Source organism: Pseudomonas sp. TE21435 (genome assembly GCF_056279265.1).
Genome location: NZ_JBWBQZ010000001.1, coordinates 1698137 through 1713910, shown reverse-complemented (window position 1 = coordinate 1713910; position 15774 = coordinate 1698137). Strand labels below are relative to the sequence as shown.

Below are 15774 nucleotides of genomic sequence, written 5' to 3'. Positions count from 1 at the left end.
AGGCTCATGGACAAGGTCATCGTCATCACCGGCGCTAGCCGGGGCATCGGCGCCGCTACCGCGTTGCTGGCGGCGCAACAGGGTTACCGCATCTGCATCAACTACCACGCCGATGACCAGGCCGCCGAGGCGATGCTGGCGCAGGTCCGCGCGCTGGGCGCAGAGGCCATTGCCGTGCGCGCCGACGCCAGCGTCGAGGATGAAGTGGTACGGCTGTTCCACTTCGTCGACCAGGAGCTCGGGCCGGTCACCGCGCTGGTCAACAACGCCGGGACCATCGGCCAGCAGAGCCGGGTCGAGGAGATGTCGGAGTTTCGCCTGCTCAAGGTGATGAAGACCAATGTGGTCGGGCCGATGCTGTGCGCCAAGCATGCCTTGCTGCGCATGGCCCGACGGCATGGCGGGCAGGGCGGGGCGATCGTCAATGTGTCGTCGGTGGCCGCGCGCCTGGGCTCGCCCAACGAATATGTCGACTACGCCGCGTCCAAGGGCGCGCTGGATACCTTCACTCTCGGCCTGGCCAAGGAGGTGGCGGGCGAGGGGGTACGGGTCAACGGCGTGCGCCCGGGGTACATTCACACCGGCTTCCATGCCCTGAGTGGCGATCCGGACCGGGTCGGCAAGCTCGAGCCCGGCCTGCCGATGGGGCGTGGCGGCAAGCCTGAGGAAGTGGCCGAGGCAATCATGTGGCTGCTGTCGGACAAGGCCTCCTATTCGACCGGCAGTTTCATTGACCTGGGCGGCGGGCGCTGACCGGGGTCATCCGGCGCTCAACAAATGGGCCACCGCGTCGGTAATGGCCGTCAGTTCGAACGGTTTGCGCAGTACCTGCGTACGTGGGGGCAGTTGCCCATCGGCGAGCGCCGCGCTTTCGTCATAACCGGTGATGAACAGCACCGGCAACGCCGGATGCAAGGCACGGCTCGCCTCAGCGACCTGGCGACCATTGAGGCTGCCAGGCAAGCCGATATCGCTGATCAACAATTGTGGAACCAGCCCCCCTTCGAGCATAGTCAGCGCCGCGGCACCGTCGCCTGCGCTATGCACTTCATGCCCGAGTTCCTCCAGCAGCTCACCGATCACCAGGCGCAGGGCAGCCTGGTCCTCAACCAGCAGGATGCGTGCCTGCCCGAGGTGCACCAGCGGTGTGGCCTGCGGCAGCGCCTGCGGTAGCGCTGGCGCCTCATGGTGGTGTGGCAGGTAGAGTTCGACCCGCGTACCTTCGCCCACGGTCGAGCGGATCCGCAACTGGCCGCCGGACTGGCGTACGAAGCCGAACGCCATCGACAGCCCCAGCCCGGTTCCCTGGCCGAGCGGCTTGGTGGTGAAGAACGGGTCGATTGCCCGTTCGATCACCTCCGGCGCCATGCCGCGACCATTGTCCTCGACATTCAGTTGCAGGTAGTCGCCTGCCGGGAGGTCGAGCGCTGCGGCACTCGCTTCGTCCAGATGCCGGTTCTCGCAGCGTATCTCGATTCTTCCTCCATTGGGCAGGGCGTCGCGGGCATTGATGCACAGATTGAGCAGGGCGCTTTCCAGTTGCGGGGGATCGATGAAGGTCGGCCAGAGCTGCGGTGCGCAAGCGACACTGAGATCAATGGCCGGTCCCACGCTACGGCGGATCAGATCCTCCATGTCGAGGACCAGCGCGCCAACTGCGGTAGCCCGTGGCAACAAGGTCTGGCGTCGCGAGAACGCCAGCAGGCGATGCACCAGTGCCGCAGCCCGTCGTGCCGAATCGCTGGCGGTATCGAGCAAGGCAGGGATCTCTTCGTGGCGTGCCTGGCCCAGGCGTTGGCGCATCAGCTCCTGGGCGCCGAGTATGCCACCGAGCAAGTTGTTGAAGTCATGGGCGATGCCGCCGGTAAGCTGGCCGACGGCTTCCATCTTCTGCGCCTGACGCAAGGCCTCCTCGGCCTCGAGCAGGCGCTTCTGCTCGTTGGCCTGACGGCTGATGTCGTAGACGAACAGGTAGGCGCCGACAACACCGCCGTCGGCGTTGCGCAGGGGGTTGAAGCGCAGTTCGAAATAGTCGCCGGTAGTTGCCGCGCCCATATTCGATCACTTCGATGAAGCTTTCGCCCGCCAGCGCCCGGTGCCAGAGCGCCACCGAGCGCTGGTACTCATCGGGGAAACCGTCCAGGCAATCGGCCAGGCGATCACCTGCCTTAAGCGTGCGCCCGAAAAGAAACTGGAAATCCTTGACCGCACGGGTATTCACAGCAAGAAAACGTAGCGAGGTGTCCACCACCTGGACGCGCGCCACGCTGTGCTCGACCAGTTCGGCGAACAGGCTGCGTTCGGCCAGGGCGTCAGCCACGCGTTGTTCGAGATGGTCGTTGAGCTGTTGCAGTGCGGTTTCCGCCCGACGTCGCTCGGTAACGTCCTGGAACAGCACCGCCACCTGATTGCGCTCGGCGGGCTCGATACGGAAGGTGGTTACCGCCAGGATCCTGCCGGTGGCCACCAGTTCCTGTTCGAACTGCAATGGTTGGCCAGTGCGCAATACCTGGCCGTAGCGGGCCACCCAGTCGTCGGCCTCGTCGGGCACCATCTCCCGCAGCTTCTGTCCGACTACATTGGGTATGCCGGCATGGCGGGCGTAGGCGGCGTTGGCGACGACATGGATGTAGTCGCTGAGCGGCCCATGGGGACCGTCGAAGAACTCGATGACGCAGAAGCCCTCGTCCATGGTGTCGAACAAGAAGCGATAAAGGCTGTTGTCGATGTCCTTGCGTTGGGCGAGCTGGCTTTCGAGTTCGGCATTGCGCTGGCGCAATGCCTGGATTTCACGTTCGGGCATGCAGGTGTCCGGAGTTCGGCGTTGGGCGTGAACCAACTGTATCCTGCATGCCCATCGGCGGCTAGAACGAACGCACGATCCGCCCGAGGGTCTCCATGGCCTGCTCCGCGCCATCGCCCCAAGGGCTGCCATAGTTCAGGCGGATGCAGTTGCCGAAGCGCCGGGTCGGCGAGAAGATCGGCCCCGGTGCGATGCTGATGCCCTGGGCCAACGCCATGTGGAACAGCTTCAGCGCGTCCATCTGTTCGGGCAGTTCCAGCCACAGGAAGTAGCCGCCGGAAGGCTGGCTGACCCGGGTCTGCGCCGGGAAATGGCGGGCGATGGCGGCGAGCATGTTGGCCTGCTGGCCCTCCAGCGCGTAGCGCAGCTTGCGCAGGTGGCGATCGTAGCCACCGTGCTGCAGGTAGTCGGCGATCGCCGCCTGGGCCGGCATCGAGGCGCACAGCGAGGTCATCAGCTTGAGCCGCTCGATCTTCTGCGCAAAGCGCCCGGCCGCGACCCAGCCGATGCGATAGCCCGGGGCCAGGCTCTTGGCGAACGAGCCGCAATGCATCACCAGCCCTTCGGTGTCGAAGGCCTTGGCCGGCTTCGGCGCCTGCTGCGAGTAGTACAGCTCGGCGTAGACGTCGTCCTCGATCAGCGGCACCTGGTGGCGGCGCAGCAGCTCGACCAGTTCCTGCTTCTTGGCCTCCGGCATGCTCGCGCCCACCGGGTTCTGGAAGTTGGTCATGCACCACACGGCCTTGACCGGGTGCTTGTCCAGGGTCTGGGCCAGCACGCCGAGGTCCATGCCCTCGCGCGGGTGCACCGGGATTTCCACCGCCTTGAGCTTGAGGCGCTCGAGCACCTGCAGGCAGGCATAGAACGCCGGTGCCTCGATGGCCACCAGGTCACCGGGCTGGGTCACGGCCTGCAGGCACAGGTTCAAGGCCTCCAGCGCGCCGTTGGTGATCAGCAGCTCTTCCATCGGCAGCATCAGCCCGCCGACCATGTAGCGCAGGGCGATCTGCCGACGCAGTTGCGGGTTGCCCGGCGACAGGTCGGTGACCACCATGCGTGGGTCCATGGCCCGGCTGGCGCTGGCCAGCGAACGGGACAGGCGCTGCAGCGGGAACAGGCTCGGGCTGGGGAAGGCCGAGCCGAACGGCACGGTGTGCGGGTCCTTGATCGAGTCGAGGATCGAGAACACCAGGCCGCTCACATCCACATCGGTGGACTCGCTGGCCGGCGCCTGGGGTTGCGGCTCGCAGAACGGCCGCGGCGCGTGGGCGTTGACGAAGTAGCCAGAGCGCGGCCGCGCGCGGATCAAGCCGCGGCGTTCCAGCAGGTAGTAGGCCTGGAACACGGTGGACGGGCTGACCCCGTGGGTCTGGCTGGCGTAGCGCACCGAGGGCACCCGCTGGCCGGGGCCGAGCACCCCGGAGCGGATCAGTTCGGCAATGTCGTCGGCGAATCGTTCGTAGCGTTTCATTGTGTTTTTGGCAGGCAAGGTGAGTGTCAGTGTAAGGGATCAGCGATTCATCGGCGCGACGAAACGGCTGTGTGCAGTGCTGCGGATCCCCGGCTGGTCGCTGTCCTGGATCTCGAAGGTCAGTTCCTGGGAGCTGCTGGTCGGGCGATCGGCAAGCATCGCCACCGACACCGGCAGTTCGCTCATCTCGCCGGAGGCCAGGGTGAATTCGGTGCGGCCGTGCAGCTCGAAGCCGTCGGCGTCAACCAGGCGCAGACGATAGTGCTGGGGTTCCTGGGTCTTGTTGATGATCTTGAGCAGGTAGATGTTCTCGATCTGGCCCAAGGCGTTCTCGCGGAACAAGCCACGGTCCTTGATCACGTCCATCGATACCATCGGGCGCATCTGCAGGGCGACCACCAGGGCGCCGATCATCACCGTCAGCGCGGCGGCGTAGCCGAGCAGGCGAGGGCGCAGCCAGTGGGTCTTGCCGCCTTGCAGGTTGTGTTCGGACTTGTAGCCGATCAGGCCGCGCGTATAGCCCATCTTGTCCATCACCCCATCGCAGGCGTCGATGCAGGCGGCGCAGCCGATGCAGGCCATTTGCAGGCCTTCGCGGATATCGATGCCGGTGGGGCACACCTGCACACACAGGGTGCAGTCGATGCAGTCGCCCAGGCCCTGGCTGCGCGCGTCGCTGCCTTTCTTGCGCGGGCCACGGGCTTCACCGCGGCTGGGGTCGTAGGCCACTGCCAGGGTGTCCTTGTCGAACATCACGCTCTGGAACCGTGCATAGGGGCACATGTGCATGCACACCGCTTCGCGCAGCCAGCCGGCATTGAGATAGGTGGCGGCGGTGAAGAACAGCACCCAGAACAAGGCTACCCCACCCAGCTCGAAGGTGAACAGTTCGGCAGCCAGCGGGCGGATCGGCGTGAAGTAGCCGACGAAGGTCAGCCCGGTGAGCACGCCGATGGCCAGCCACAGGCCATGCTTGAGGCCGCGACGGGCGATCTTCTCCGCGCCCCACGGCGCGGCGGCCAGCTTGATGCGCTGGTTGCGGTCGCCCTCGGCGATCTTCTCGCACCACATGAACAGCCAGGTCCAGGTGCTTTGCGGGCAGCTGTAGCCGCACCACACGCGCCCGGCGAACACGGTGATGGCGAACAGGCCGAAGGCGCAGATGATCAGCAGCGCCGACAGCAGGATGAAGTCCTGCGGCCAGAAGGTCGCGCCGAAGATATGGAACTTGCTGTCGGCCAGGTCCCAGAGCACGGCCTGGCGGTCGCCCCATTGCAACCAGGCGGTGCCGAAGAACAGCACGAACAGCAACCCGGCGAAGGCGATCCGCAGGTTGCGGTAGAAGCCGGTGAAACTGCGTGTATGAATGCCACCGGCCACCTGGCTTTTGCTCTTGTGGGTGGTGGGGGCAATCTCGATGACTCGGAAGGGGATTCTGTCGCTCATGGTTCGTCGCTCATCAGGCCTCGATCAGGCCAGTGCACTATGGCCCTCGATCTGTTTTCAGCACAGGCCCAGGTATCGAGATAAAAACCATATCAGATGAGAGGTGAGTTTGTTGAAGCCTTGTATTTCGGTGCTTGGCGTACTGGATTGCAGATGCCTGCGGCTATCCACCGCACCTTTGTTTAGTGGTATTGGCCGCTTTGCGCCCCATCGCCGGGCTGGCTGAAAGAGAATCGCCGGATCGTATCGCGCTTCGACAGGCTCGCGAAAAGCTATGCCGCCACGAGGTCACCACCCAGAACGCAAGCGCCCCCCGCTCTCTTAAAGCTGCATGACGGCGAGCGCCCTGCGCAGAGGCTCGTCGGATATCTGGATAGGGCCGTGAAATGGCACGTCCATGTCCAATACGAGGTACACGGAAGCCGAAATAAGCAATGAAGAAATGATGAACATCGCTATTACCATCGAATTATGGGGCGCGCGGTATCCAAAACTGGCGAAAATGAGCGTCAACCAAGCAGCAAGCATCCCGATAAGCGGGCCGGGAATTGCCCCCTCTGACTGCTCGACGATCCTCCAGCGTTGCTCGATGAGCGAATGATATTGCTGACGAATATCCTGCAGCATCGTTTCATGGTAACGGTCCGGCGGCTTAATAACGGCCAAAGATTTTCCTATGTCATCCAAGTATTTAGCTGCTTCGCTGTTACGATGTTGCAGCGCCTCGTCCCCCCGGTACGGCGTCGCGATAGCGTGCTCAAGATAGATGATCAGTCGGTTGCGAGTCTCTTGGGCCGAATCGCCATAGCCCCGCAGTGTCCGATCAAAAATGATCATGCTGGTTGCATACCCATGGAAGTTTGCATCAATGGACTCGAAGGTATTTTTGGCAGAATTGATCATCAAGCCAAAGACCAGTGATGTCATCACCACAAAAATGTTAGCTACCAGGCGAATTACTGTATTTGTGTCTTCATCCCTGTGGTGGGATGCCAGCTTTGGGTACCACAGCATCATGAGCAGCGAGGCGGCGACCAAGCACCCAAAAATGGCCAGTGCGATCCAGAGAGCGTTCATGCATCAGGGACCTGATCAATCTGAGTCAAGCCTTAAAAGATAGACCGTGACTGACCGCTATGATTGGAAAGCTGCTGGCCGTGGATGGCCGCTTCCGACCCAGGCAGCCATTCTGCATCGGCAGTAATCGGCCAGCAGGCCCGCGAGGGTGCGGGGCCACGCTGAACGGTTGAGCCGGGAACTATTGCGTTGCGGCACGCCCATGTACAGGAAGGTGAGGAATGGTCTGTCCGAGGGCAATGGCACTGGCTTCAAGCTTCACACGCTCTGCTTCCAGAAAAACATACGTGGCTTGCAAGGTGGTTATTTTCGTCTGAATTTCGGCCATCTTGCTGGCGACCAAGGCCGCGCCTTGCGCGCAATTGATCGTATTACCCCGCCTGGCAGCAAGAATGTCGCCAATCTCGGCGAGTGAAAAGCCCACGCCCTGGGCACTCTGAATGAAGGCCAGATCAACAACGGTCTGATCGCTGTAGCTGCGATAGTTGTTGGCCTGTCGATGGGCCACGATAAGCCCGAGTTGTTCGTAATAGCGCAATGCATGGCGGCCAATGCCACTGCGGCGCTCCAACTCTCCAATGTTCACAGTAAAAATTCCTTGACTGTAGAGCAGGCTCTACACCTTAGCCTGGGCCCATCATCCAAACAAGGATTCAGGCATGAGCGTGGAATGTTTCGTCACAGGCGGCAGTGGGTTTGTAGGTCAACATTTACTGGCTCGTCTTACCGCGACAGGGCACAAGACCTGGGTGCTTATGCGCACCCCTGCAAACATCGAGCGCCTCAGGGAGCAGGTAGGCCGACTGGGCGGTAACCCTGCCTGTATCCATGCCGTTGAGGGCGATATCAGCAGAGAGGGGCTTGGGCTCAGCGAGGCAGACGAGCAGCGCGTGTCTTCGGCCTCTGTGGTCTTCCACCTCGCGGCGCAATTTTCCTGGGGGCTGACAATGGAGCGCGCCCGCGAAGTCAATGTGCAAGGGGCGCTGAGAGTCGCCAGGCTTGCGGCGAGCCAGCGCATCCGCTTGCTGATGGTGGGGGGCTTCATGCTGCAAAACCTTAGCCACCTTGCCAGTATCGGGGTTGACAATGAGTGCCCTGAAAACACGAACTGGCCCGTGGTCTACGGCCGTGCAGGTGGCTACGAAGGCAGCAAGCTCGAGTCCCATTTTGCGGTCATCCGTTACATGCAGGAAGCGGGCGCGGATTACACAATCGTTCATCCTGCTACGGTGTGTGGCCACAGCGAGAGTGGGCACATTCTGGAAGGACAACCTTTGGCCGAACTCATTCGAAACCTGGCACAAGGCCGGTTCAAAGCTGTTCCCGGTTCCACCAGGCACTGGTTGCCATTAGTCAGCGTCGATTACCTGGTGACAATGATGACTTGCGCGGCGTTCGACCCCTCGATGGCCAACCAGCAGGTCCTGGCACTCTATGAGCACACACCGAACTTGCAGGGGCTGCTAGGGCAGATAGCGAAAACGCTGAAGATCAAGGCACCCCGCCGCCATGTAGCGATAGGGTTGCTGAGATGGCTTTTGACAATTCCCGGACTGGCGGCCCGATTCGCGATCAGCGCCGAGTCATTGAATTTTATTCAGACGCAACGCTTTGATATGAGCCATAGCAGGCAATTGGAACTGAAGTATCGGTTGACACATCCCGACATGGCGCGAGCTTTGGAAAAGACAGTGCGCTACGTCAAAGATTACTTGCCCCATTGAAGCAACCACCTCAGACAAGGTATGGCATGTATAAGATGGGAGGCTGGACCGTTGGACTTTGACGAGAAAATGTTCATGTCATGCGCGCTTCGTGACGTTCCATGATCTGAATGCCCTGTTCAGTCAGCGCTTGGCGTACCGCCACTTGATAGCTTTCTATTGCTTCACGCAACCAGATTTCAAACTTCTGACTTGCGGGAGAACTTGGTCTTTTGGGTTTGAAGAGGGTGTAGTTCTGAGCGCTGACCAGGCCAAGTGGGTAGGGCACGATAAGCTCGCCTGCGCGGATGGCAGGCATGGCCAGGAAGCTGTCGCCGATCGTCAGGCCACCCCCGGATGCCGCGACAGACAGGCACAGGGTGGTTTCGTTGAACGTTGTCTGCCGGCGCCGTGGGCCGCCGGGGTCGAGCCCGGTCAGGGCGCACCACTCGTCCCAGATGTCGTAATTTGCATCGATCAGGTACGGCGCATTGCAAGGCTTGCGGCCTTCGCACAAGTACGTCTGGGCGAAATCGCGGGTGCAGACCAGCAGGTCGATCCAGCGGCATAGCTCAGAGGCTTCCAGTCCGCCGCCGACCTTGGCGCCGTGCATGCCATAAAAGATACGGAAATCGAAGTCTTCGTCGAGACGGAAGGTCGCGTTCTTCTCCGCAGTGATTTCCACGGAGATGCCGGGGTTGGCGACCAGGAATTTTCCCACCTGGCCGGCCAGCCAGCTCGAGGCGAAATCGCGGCATACCAGCACCCGGAGCTGTTCGCCCTGGCGTGCACGGCGGCTTATGGTATCGGTGGTGAGCTGAATCAGCTCGAAAGCTTGCTGCAGGGCAATGAACAACTCGCGCCCGGCCGCTGTCAGGCGGATGATATTGCCTGTGCGCAGTAGCAGCGGGCAGCCCATGTCGCTCTCCAGCTGAGTGACCTGCTTGGACACAGCGGGGCGCGTGACATTCAGCTCCTGTGCGGCGCAGGAGATGCTGTTTAGCCGGGCAACGGCCTCGAAGGCACGGAGCGCGGTAAGGGACTGGTGCTTTCTCAAAAGGGGAGGCTCCGTAACCTGAGGTGACGCAGGCAGAAATCTTGTCACTTGTCTGTATGGGAGCCCGACCCTAGCCTGAATGTCAATCTCAACGCGCAAATCCGAGGCTTCATCATGCTTCTTCCGATCCGCTTTTCTTCTATTGGTCCCGCTGGCTGGCAGCGGTTGCCGAACCAAGCCCTTGAACATGCCGAACTGATCGAAGGCCGGCCGATGGGCCTTGATCATGCCTACTTCAGCCGCAGCGAGCCGCTAGTGAAATCAGGTATCTGGCGTTGCGAACCGTATACCGAACACTACGAAAGCTATCCGGCCGACGAATTCATGGTGGTGCTGGAGGGCGAGGTCACGCTTGAGGGAGAGGGCTTCTGCGAAACCTATGCTCCAGGCGATTGCTTCCTGGTACCCAAAGGCTTTCGTGGTATCTGGCGTCAGCCAGTGCCGATGCGCAAGTTCTACGTGATCGTCGGCTAGCCCGCCCAGGCAAACCGCCACGTCTTTAACTCGACCCAAACCCTGGACGTTGCGCGGGCATTCCCGCGCACTGCGGGTGGGCCTGTCTCCAGCTTCACGACGGTGGAAACTTGTACCATGTCGACTTCTGAGCAAACCTCGATTTCCAGCGCGCATGACGAAGGGCGCTATGACTACATCATCGTCGGCGCCGGTGCCGCCGGGTGTGTACTGGCTAACCGCCTTGGCGAAAACCCGGGCGTGCAGATACTGGTGATCGAAGCCGGTGGCAGCGACAACTCAGTCATCGTGTCGATGCCGGCGGCGTTGTCGATCCCGATGAACACCAAACGCTTCAATTGGGGCATGAAAACCGAGCCGGAGCCCGGCTTGGATGGCCGGCAGGTGAACCTGCCGCGTGGCAAGGGCCTAGGCGGCTCCTCGTCGATCAACGGCATGTGCTGGGTTCGAGGCAACCCCATGGACTATGAACTATGGGAAGCGTTGGGGGCCGAGGGCTGGCGCTGGTCGAACGTGCTTCCGTATTTCCAGCGCCTGGAAAATGTCGAAGGCGGTGGGCTGTTGCGCGGCACTCAGGGCCCAATGCGAATTACCCGGGGGCTTCAGACCAATCCGCTGTATCAGGCCTTCGTCAGAGCGGGCAACGAAGCGGGCTACGCCGTGACCGACAACATGAACAGCCGCCAGCATGAAGGCTTCGGACCGATGGAGATGAACGTCGGCGACGGGCGTCGGATGAGCGCTGCGGTTGCCTACCTGCGGCCGGCCATCGCCCGCGGCAATGTGCGCGTGATCAAAGGCGGCCTGGTGGACCGGGTGATGTTCATGGGCCAGCGAGCCACCGGGGTGGTGTTTTCGGTGGGCGGCAAGCTCGCCAGGGCCATGGCCTCGCGAGAGGTGATTTTGTCGGCGGGTGCCATTATGTCCCCGGTGATCCTCAAACGCTCAGGCATCGGCCCGGCGCAAGAGCTGGCGCAGCATGGCATCCCCGTGATCCACGACGCCCCCGAAGTAGGCGAGAACCTGATGGACCACATGGAACTCTACCTGCAAATGGAGTGCACCCAGCCGGTCAGTCTGTTCCCCACCCAGAGCCTGCTAGGCAAGGCGAAGATCGGCATCGAGTGGCTCGCCACCCGGCGCGGGCTTGGGGCCACCAACCATTTCGAGAGCGGCGGGCATATTCGCAGCCGGGCGGGCATCGTTTATCCGGACATCCAGTTTCACTTCCTCCCGCTGGCCATCTCCTATGATGGGCAGACGCTCGCCAAAGGACATGGGTTCCAGGTGCACGTGGGCACCAAACGCTCGAAAAGCCGGGGTTGGGTCAGGCTGCGCGACACCCTCCCACAGAGCCTGCCGCGGGTACGCTTCAATTACATGACTCACCCCGACGATTGGGCGGAATTCAGGGCCTGCGTGCGCCTGACCCGGGAGATTTTCGCCCAGCCGGCCTTTGCGCCCTATCGGGGCCGGGAATTGGCGCCGGGCGCGGCCGTGCAGGATGATGCCGCTATCGATGCATTTCTCAAGCAAAAGCTTGAAAGCGCCTACCACCCTTGCGGGACCTGTCGCATGGGCAGCGACGATGCTGCGGTGACCTTCCCGGATGGCAGGGTCCGCGGTGTCGACGGGCTGCGCGTGGTAGACGCCTCCCTTATGCCGGCGGCCACCGCAGGCGACTTGCAGGCCCCCACCCTGGTGCTGGCCGAACGGTTGTCCGACCTGATCCGCGGCCGTCACCTGCCCGAAGCGCAAGGGGCCGCATTGCTGGCCGACCCGCAATGGGCCACCCGGCAGCGTGGCCGGGAGATCTCCCGCGATTACGCCCGCGAACGCGATCGGCTGGCCGCCGCACTGCTGGCCAATGCCAAGGGGCAACCGCTGGCGATGGTCGCCGGTTGAGCCAAGGTGTGAATCCCAGTATTGCCATCGACCCATGAGGGATACCACCGAGCGATCGATAAACGCACTATCAAAGATGCACGCATGATCAATCTCAACCAGGAAAACAAGAACATGAGAATGACATCCAATGGGCAAAGTGCCTCGGTGAGGCCTGCGGTTGCGCAGGCCCGAACCGACGGTGCGGAACGGCGCTCCGTAGATTTCGTACCGGTGTCTGAGCGTCACGGCAGCGTGCGACACCTAGGGGCAGTCTGGATCGTTGCCAACATCAACCTGACCGCAATGGCGACCGGCGTTACCACGCTGGCGCTGGGAGGGCCATTATTCTGGACGTTGGTCGCGACTGTGTGCGGCTCACTGTTCGGCACGCTGTTCATGGCGCTACATTCCTCGCAGGGACCGCAATTAGGACTTCCGCAGTTGGTTCAATCCCGCGCGCAGTTCGGCTTCTTCGGCGCCGCGATCACCGTCTGGGTCTTCGCCCTCGTCAACTACTTCAACTACAACGTCGCCGATGCCATCCTGGCGGGGTCAAGCCTGCATTTTCTGCTGGGAATTCCAACCGCCTGGGGGTTCCCGATCGCGGTACTGTTCGCGGGCACGCTAGCGTTGTATGGCTACCGCTGGATCCACCGGGTCAACCGCTTCCTGGTCGTGCCGCTCGGATTGACCATCGTGGTACTGACCTTCGCCGCGGTGGCCCGAAGCGCGATTCCCGCGGGGGCGTTCGAGCCAGGCCCCATCGAATGGCATGCCTTCGCCACCACTTTTGTCATCGTGGCGGGCTTCCAGCTTGGCTGGGCGCCTTATGTGTCGGATTACTCCCGTTACCTGGCCCCCAGCATTTCCACGCGCTCCTCGTTCCTGTGGACCTACCTGCCGTCGGCGATATCGGCGCTGTGGGTGATCGGCCTGGGCTCGCTGCTCGCGGCGGCCACGCCCGGCGCCACGGTGATCATGGCGATCGCGAATGGTGGCGACAGCTTGTTCGCGGGGGGCGGGCGGCTTGCGGTCGCGCTGCTATTCGTTGGCCTGCTGGTGGTGATGGCGCTCAATGCCTATGGCGGCAGCCTGACCCTGATCTCGATCGTCGACTGCTTCCGCCGAGTGCGGCCGTCGCTGGCAATGCGAGCTGTCACGATTGTTGCGATGACGCTGTCGGTGTGGGGAATAGCGGCAATGGTCGGCGAGGATCGGTTCAACGTGTTTTACGGAAATGTCCTTGTATTCCTTGCCTACCTATTTACTCCCTGGACGGCTATCAATCTGGTGGACTTCTACCTGGTACGCAAAGGCTGCTACTCGATCCGCGAACTGTTTAATCCCGCGGGTATCTACGGGCGATGGGGGTGGCAAGGAAATGTCGCATATATCGGCGCGCTGGCGGTGATGGTGCCGTTCTTTGTCACTGCGCCTTACACCGGATGGGTCGCCCGGCAAATGGGTGAAATCGACCTCTCGATGTTCGTGGGCCTGGTGGCTGCCAGCGCACTTTATCTTCTTACTTCTCGAACCCTTGATCTGGGCAACGAACGTCGCCTGGTGGACAAGGAACAACAAGTCAGCGAGCGATGAATATGAAAACAACCGGCTGGATTTGGGACGAACGCTTTACCACGCACGATACCCGGGCCTGGAGCCTGCCTTGGCAGGAGCCGATCGACCACCCGGAGAAGGGCGATACAAAACGCCGCTTCGCAAGCTTGGTCAAACGCAGCGGCCTTGAGAAAAACCTTGTTGCGTTGCCCTTCAGCCCGGCCTCGGAGGCCGACCTGCTGCGGGTGCATACGCCGGCCTATGTTGATCGAATTCTCAACCCGGTCGGCCCTGCGTGGAGCGATGCGGGCGATGGCGAAACACCTGTGGGACCTAATTCGGCAGACGTCGCTAGGCTCGCGGCAGGGGCAGTTATCGCGGCGTTCAAGGCGGTCGTGGCGGGCACAGTGAGCAACGCCTACGCACTCATCCGGCCACCAGGGCATCACGCGCTTGCGGGCCAGGGCATGGGTTACTGCATCTTCCACAACACGGCGGTCGGCATTCGCCATCTTCAGCACACGGGCGAAGTGGAGCGGGTTGCGGTTATCGACTGGGATGTTCATCACGGCAATGGTACCGAGACCCTGTTCTACGACGACCCGTCGGTAATGACGATCTCCCTGCATCAGGACAATCTGTACCCCATCGGGCGTGGGAAGGTCGATGACATCGGCACCGGCGCAGGCCTGGGCGCTAACCTGAATATTCCGCTTCCAGCAGGGTCCGGGCGAGGTGCCTACGTGGGGGCGTTCGAGCGTGTGGTTCTCCCGGCAATCCGCCGCTTCCGGCCGGACCTCATTGTGATCGCGAGCGGCTTCGACTCGGCGGCGATGGATCCCTTCGGGCGTCAGCTGTTGCACTCCGAAGCCTATCGGGAACTGACCGCACTGGTGATGGGCCTGGCCGATGAGGTGTGTAGATCGCGGGTTGTGGCCGTGCACGAGGGTGGCTATGACCCGTTGATGGGACCGTTCTGCGGTCTAGCCGTCGTCGAAACCCTTGCCGGGCTTCGCACGGCCGTCGAGGACCCTTGGATCGGTACGGTCGTGAATCTGCCGGAGCAAGCCTTATTACCCCATCATGACGCGGCGATATGTGCGTGCGAGCCACTTCTGGCAGGTGTTCCGGTTGGCCGTGAGCTTCCCCGATGACACTGGGAGTCGGCGCTTGAAGTAGGTTCAACGAATGAGCCATTGCCCCTGCACGGCATCATGCAGGGGTGTTTCTCCATGGCGAGGTTCACCGCCCAGCGGCGATGTTGGCTCGAGTAATGGCTAAAATGCGTTTGAACGCCGTGCTGAATGCGCAGGCGCGAATCGCCGAGATCTCGCGCACCGTGTTTTCGCAACCCTGCACCAGGATGATCGTTGGCTGTGCCTGGAAGAAGCCAGCGGGGGGCGCCCAAGAAGGTAAGACACCCACTATGGGGTGACCGAGGGCTTCGGTAATACCCCAGCAGCTTTCGCTAATCTTTGCGGCCGCTGAAAGCACGAGTGCGCTTGCAGTTGACCGAACCAGCCATTGCCGTACAATCGCGCCCCCAAAAATCAGCAGGCATGGCGAGAGGGAGCTTCAATGCAACGGGTGATGATCGTTGGCCAGCCTGGGTCTGGGAAAAGTACCCTGGCGCGCAAGCTTGGCGAGCGCACGGGCTTGCCGGTCGTGCATATCGACACGATTCACTGGCAGCCAGGGTGGGTTGAGCGAAGCCCTGACGAGAAGACGCGTCTTTGCCGTGAGGTCGAGGCCCGTGAGCGCTGGATCTTCGAAGGCGGGCATTCGACCACGTGGAGCAACCGTCTGGCCCGCGCAGATATGTTGATATGGATCGATCGGTCGGCGGCGCTTCGCTTCTGGCGCGTGTTCTGCAGAACGACGCTCAACCGCGGTCGTTCACGGCCTGACTTGCCGGACGACTGCCCGGAACTGCTGGCCAACCTGCCGGAGTTCTTCAGGTTCATGTGGCGGACGAAAAACTCGGCCAGGGAGAAGATGAAGCAACTCGTGACAAGGGCACCGTCGGGTTGTCGCGTGGTCTGCCTGCGGTCCAATCGAGATACCGAAGTTTTTCTCGCGAGCCTGGGAACATTGCCTGATCAGGTGGCGCGAGGTCATTAGAGGCCCGTTCTCGTTTGCTTGGCGGCAGATGCCTTTGAGGCGTATTACAACGTTTTAACCTGCCCAAGGATGGCCCATGCATGGCGCTGACCAGCAAAATCACGATCTACAACCCTGAATGGCCGCAGCGGTACGAGGTGGGCAAAGTGGTTTTGCGGCCGTTGATTCTGGATTGAAA

12 protein-coding genes and 1 pseudogene are annotated in these 15774 nt (G+C 61.8%); 7 read left to right on the top strand and 6 right to left on the bottom strand.

The window, feature by feature from the left end; translation table 11 throughout:
- Nucleotides 1–6: 6 nt before the first annotated feature.
- A complete protein-coding gene (locus ACZ9C1_RS07720; protein ID WP_476253836.1) occupies nt 7–753 on the top strand; it encodes an SDR family oxidoreductase in 747 nt (248 codons plus the stop codon).
- Nucleotides 754–759: 6 nt separating this feature from the next.
- On the opposite strand, the pseudogene ACZ9C1_RS07715 reads toward ACZ9C1_RS07720, so the two are convergent.
- The 5 genes and pseudogenes from ACZ9C1_RS07715 to ACZ9C1_RS07695 all read right to left on the bottom strand — a co-directional run bounded on the left by ACZ9C1_RS07715 (nt 760) and on the right by ACZ9C1_RS07695 (nt 7383).
- Nucleotides 760–2803 (bottom strand): annotated as a pseudogene (locus ACZ9C1_RS07715) (PAS domain-containing protein).
- 61 nt (nt 2804–2864) lie between these two features.
- A complete protein-coding gene (gene mapR, locus ACZ9C1_RS07710; RefSeq protein WP_110699617.1) occupies nt 2865–4274 on the bottom strand; it encodes a GntR family transcriptional regulator MpaR in 1410 nt (469 codons plus the stop codon).
- A gap of 39 nt (nt 4275–4313) precedes the next feature.
- Nucleotides 4314–5720, bottom strand: a complete 1407-nt coding sequence (gene ccoG / locus ACZ9C1_RS07705; protein ID WP_476253835.1) for a cytochrome c oxidase accessory protein CcoG — start codon at nt 5718–5720, stop codon at nt 4314–4316.
- A gap of 321 nt (nt 5721–6041) precedes the next feature.
- Nucleotides 6042–6797, bottom strand: coding sequence for a bestrophin-like domain (locus ACZ9C1_RS07700; protein WP_430943971.1), 756 nt, complete (start codon nt 6795–6797; stop codon nt 6042–6044).
- 181 nt (nt 6798–6978) lie between these two features.
- Nucleotides 6979–7383, bottom strand: coding sequence for a MerR family transcriptional regulator (locus ACZ9C1_RS07695; protein WP_198754256.1), 405 nt, complete (start codon nt 7381–7383; stop codon nt 6979–6981).
- 73 nt (nt 7384–7456) lie between these two features.
- Between ACZ9C1_RS07695 and ACZ9C1_RS07690 the strand changes: the two genes are divergently transcribed.
- A complete protein-coding gene (locus tag ACZ9C1_RS07690) occupies nt 7457–8521 on the top strand; it encodes an SDR family oxidoreductase (protein ID WP_476253834.1) in 1065 nt (354 codons plus the stop codon).
- 73 nt (nt 8522–8594) lie between these two features.
- Here ACZ9C1_RS07690 and ACZ9C1_RS07685 read toward each other — a convergent pair whose 3' ends face one another.
- Complete coding sequence (locus ACZ9C1_RS07685; RefSeq protein ID WP_198754254.1) at nt 8595–9557, bottom strand: LysR family transcriptional regulator; 963 nt, start codon at nt 9555–9557, stop codon at nt 8595–8597.
- A gap of 114 nt (nt 9558–9671) precedes the next feature.
- Here ACZ9C1_RS07685 and ACZ9C1_RS07680 point away from each other — a divergent pair, with 114 nt between their 5' ends.
- The 5 genes from ACZ9C1_RS07680 (at nt 9672) to ACZ9C1_RS07660 (ending at nt 15596) form a co-directional block, all read left to right on the top strand.
- Nucleotides 9672–10031: a cupin domain-containing protein gene (locus ACZ9C1_RS07680; protein WP_102682414.1), complete on the top strand. Its 360-nt coding sequence runs from the start codon at nt 9672–9674 to the stop codon at nt 10029–10031.
- A 117-nt stretch (nt 10032–10148) separates the two neighbouring features.
- The gene (locus tag ACZ9C1_RS07675; RefSeq protein ID WP_198754253.1) at nt 10149–11936 is read left to right on the top strand and encodes a choline dehydrogenase; all 1788 of its coding nucleotides are present in this window, start codon (nt 10149–10151) and stop codon (nt 11934–11936) included.
- A gap of 84 nt (nt 11937–12020) precedes the next feature.
- Nucleotides 12021–13514, top strand: coding sequence for a purine-cytosine permease family protein (locus tag ACZ9C1_RS07670; protein WP_232967937.1), 1494 nt, complete (start codon nt 12021–12023; stop codon nt 13512–13514).
- Nucleotides 13511–14629 carry a class II histone deacetylase gene (locus tag ACZ9C1_RS07665; RefSeq protein ID WP_102682416.1) on the top strand — a complete coding sequence of 373 codons (1119 nt, stop codon included), beginning with the start codon at nt 13511–13513 and terminating at the stop codon, nt 14627–14629. The genes ACZ9C1_RS07670 and ACZ9C1_RS07665 overlap by 4 nt, the downstream gene beginning before the upstream one ends.
- Before the next feature lie 424 nt (nt 14630–15053).
- A complete protein-coding gene (locus ACZ9C1_RS07660) occupies nt 15054–15596 on the top strand; it encodes a P-loop NTPase family protein (protein WP_110702280.1) in 543 nt (180 codons plus the stop codon).
- The last annotated feature ends 178 nt before the right edge of the window (nt 15597–15774 follow it).

What these genes read in the sequence shown, in the direction of transcription:
- ACZ9C1_RS07690 (WP_476253834.1), top strand. Translation starts at nt 7,457, where the DNA reads ATGAGCGTGGAATGTTTCGTCACAGGCGGCAGTGGGTTTGTAGGTCAA.
- ACZ9C1_RS07665 (WP_102682416.1), top strand. Translation starts at nt 13,511, where the DNA reads ATGAATATGAAAACAACCGGCTGGATTTGGGACGAACGCTTTACCACG.
- mapR (WP_110699617.1), bottom strand. Translation starts at nt 4,274, where the DNA reads ATGAAACGCTACGAACGATTCGCCGACGACATTGCCGAACTGATCCGC.
- ACZ9C1_RS07675 (WP_198754253.1), top strand. Translation starts at nt 10,149, where the DNA reads ATGTCGACTTCTGAGCAAACCTCGATTTCCAGCGCGCATGACGAAGGG.
- ACZ9C1_RS07670 (WP_232967937.1), top strand. Translation starts at nt 12,021, where the DNA reads ATGATCAATCTCAACCAGGAAAACAAGAACATGAGAATGACATCCAAT.
- ACZ9C1_RS07720 (WP_476253836.1), top strand. Translation starts at nt 7, where the DNA reads ATGGACAAGGTCATCGTCATCACCGGCGCTAGCCGGGGCATCGGCGCC.
- ACZ9C1_RS07660 (WP_110702280.1), top strand. Translation starts at nt 15,054, where the DNA reads ATGCAACGGGTGATGATCGTTGGCCAGCCTGGGTCTGGGAAAAGTACC.
- ACZ9C1_RS07700 (WP_430943971.1), bottom strand. Translation starts at nt 6,797, where the DNA reads ATGAACGCTCTCTGGATCGCACTGGCCATTTTTGGGTGCTTGGTCGCC.
- ccoG (WP_476253835.1), bottom strand. Translation starts at nt 5,720, where the DNA reads ATGAGCGACAGAATCCCCTTCCGAGTCATCGAGATTGCCCCCACCACC.
- ACZ9C1_RS07680 (WP_102682414.1), top strand. Translation starts at nt 9,672, where the DNA reads ATGCTTCTTCCGATCCGCTTTTCTTCTATTGGTCCCGCTGGCTGGCAG.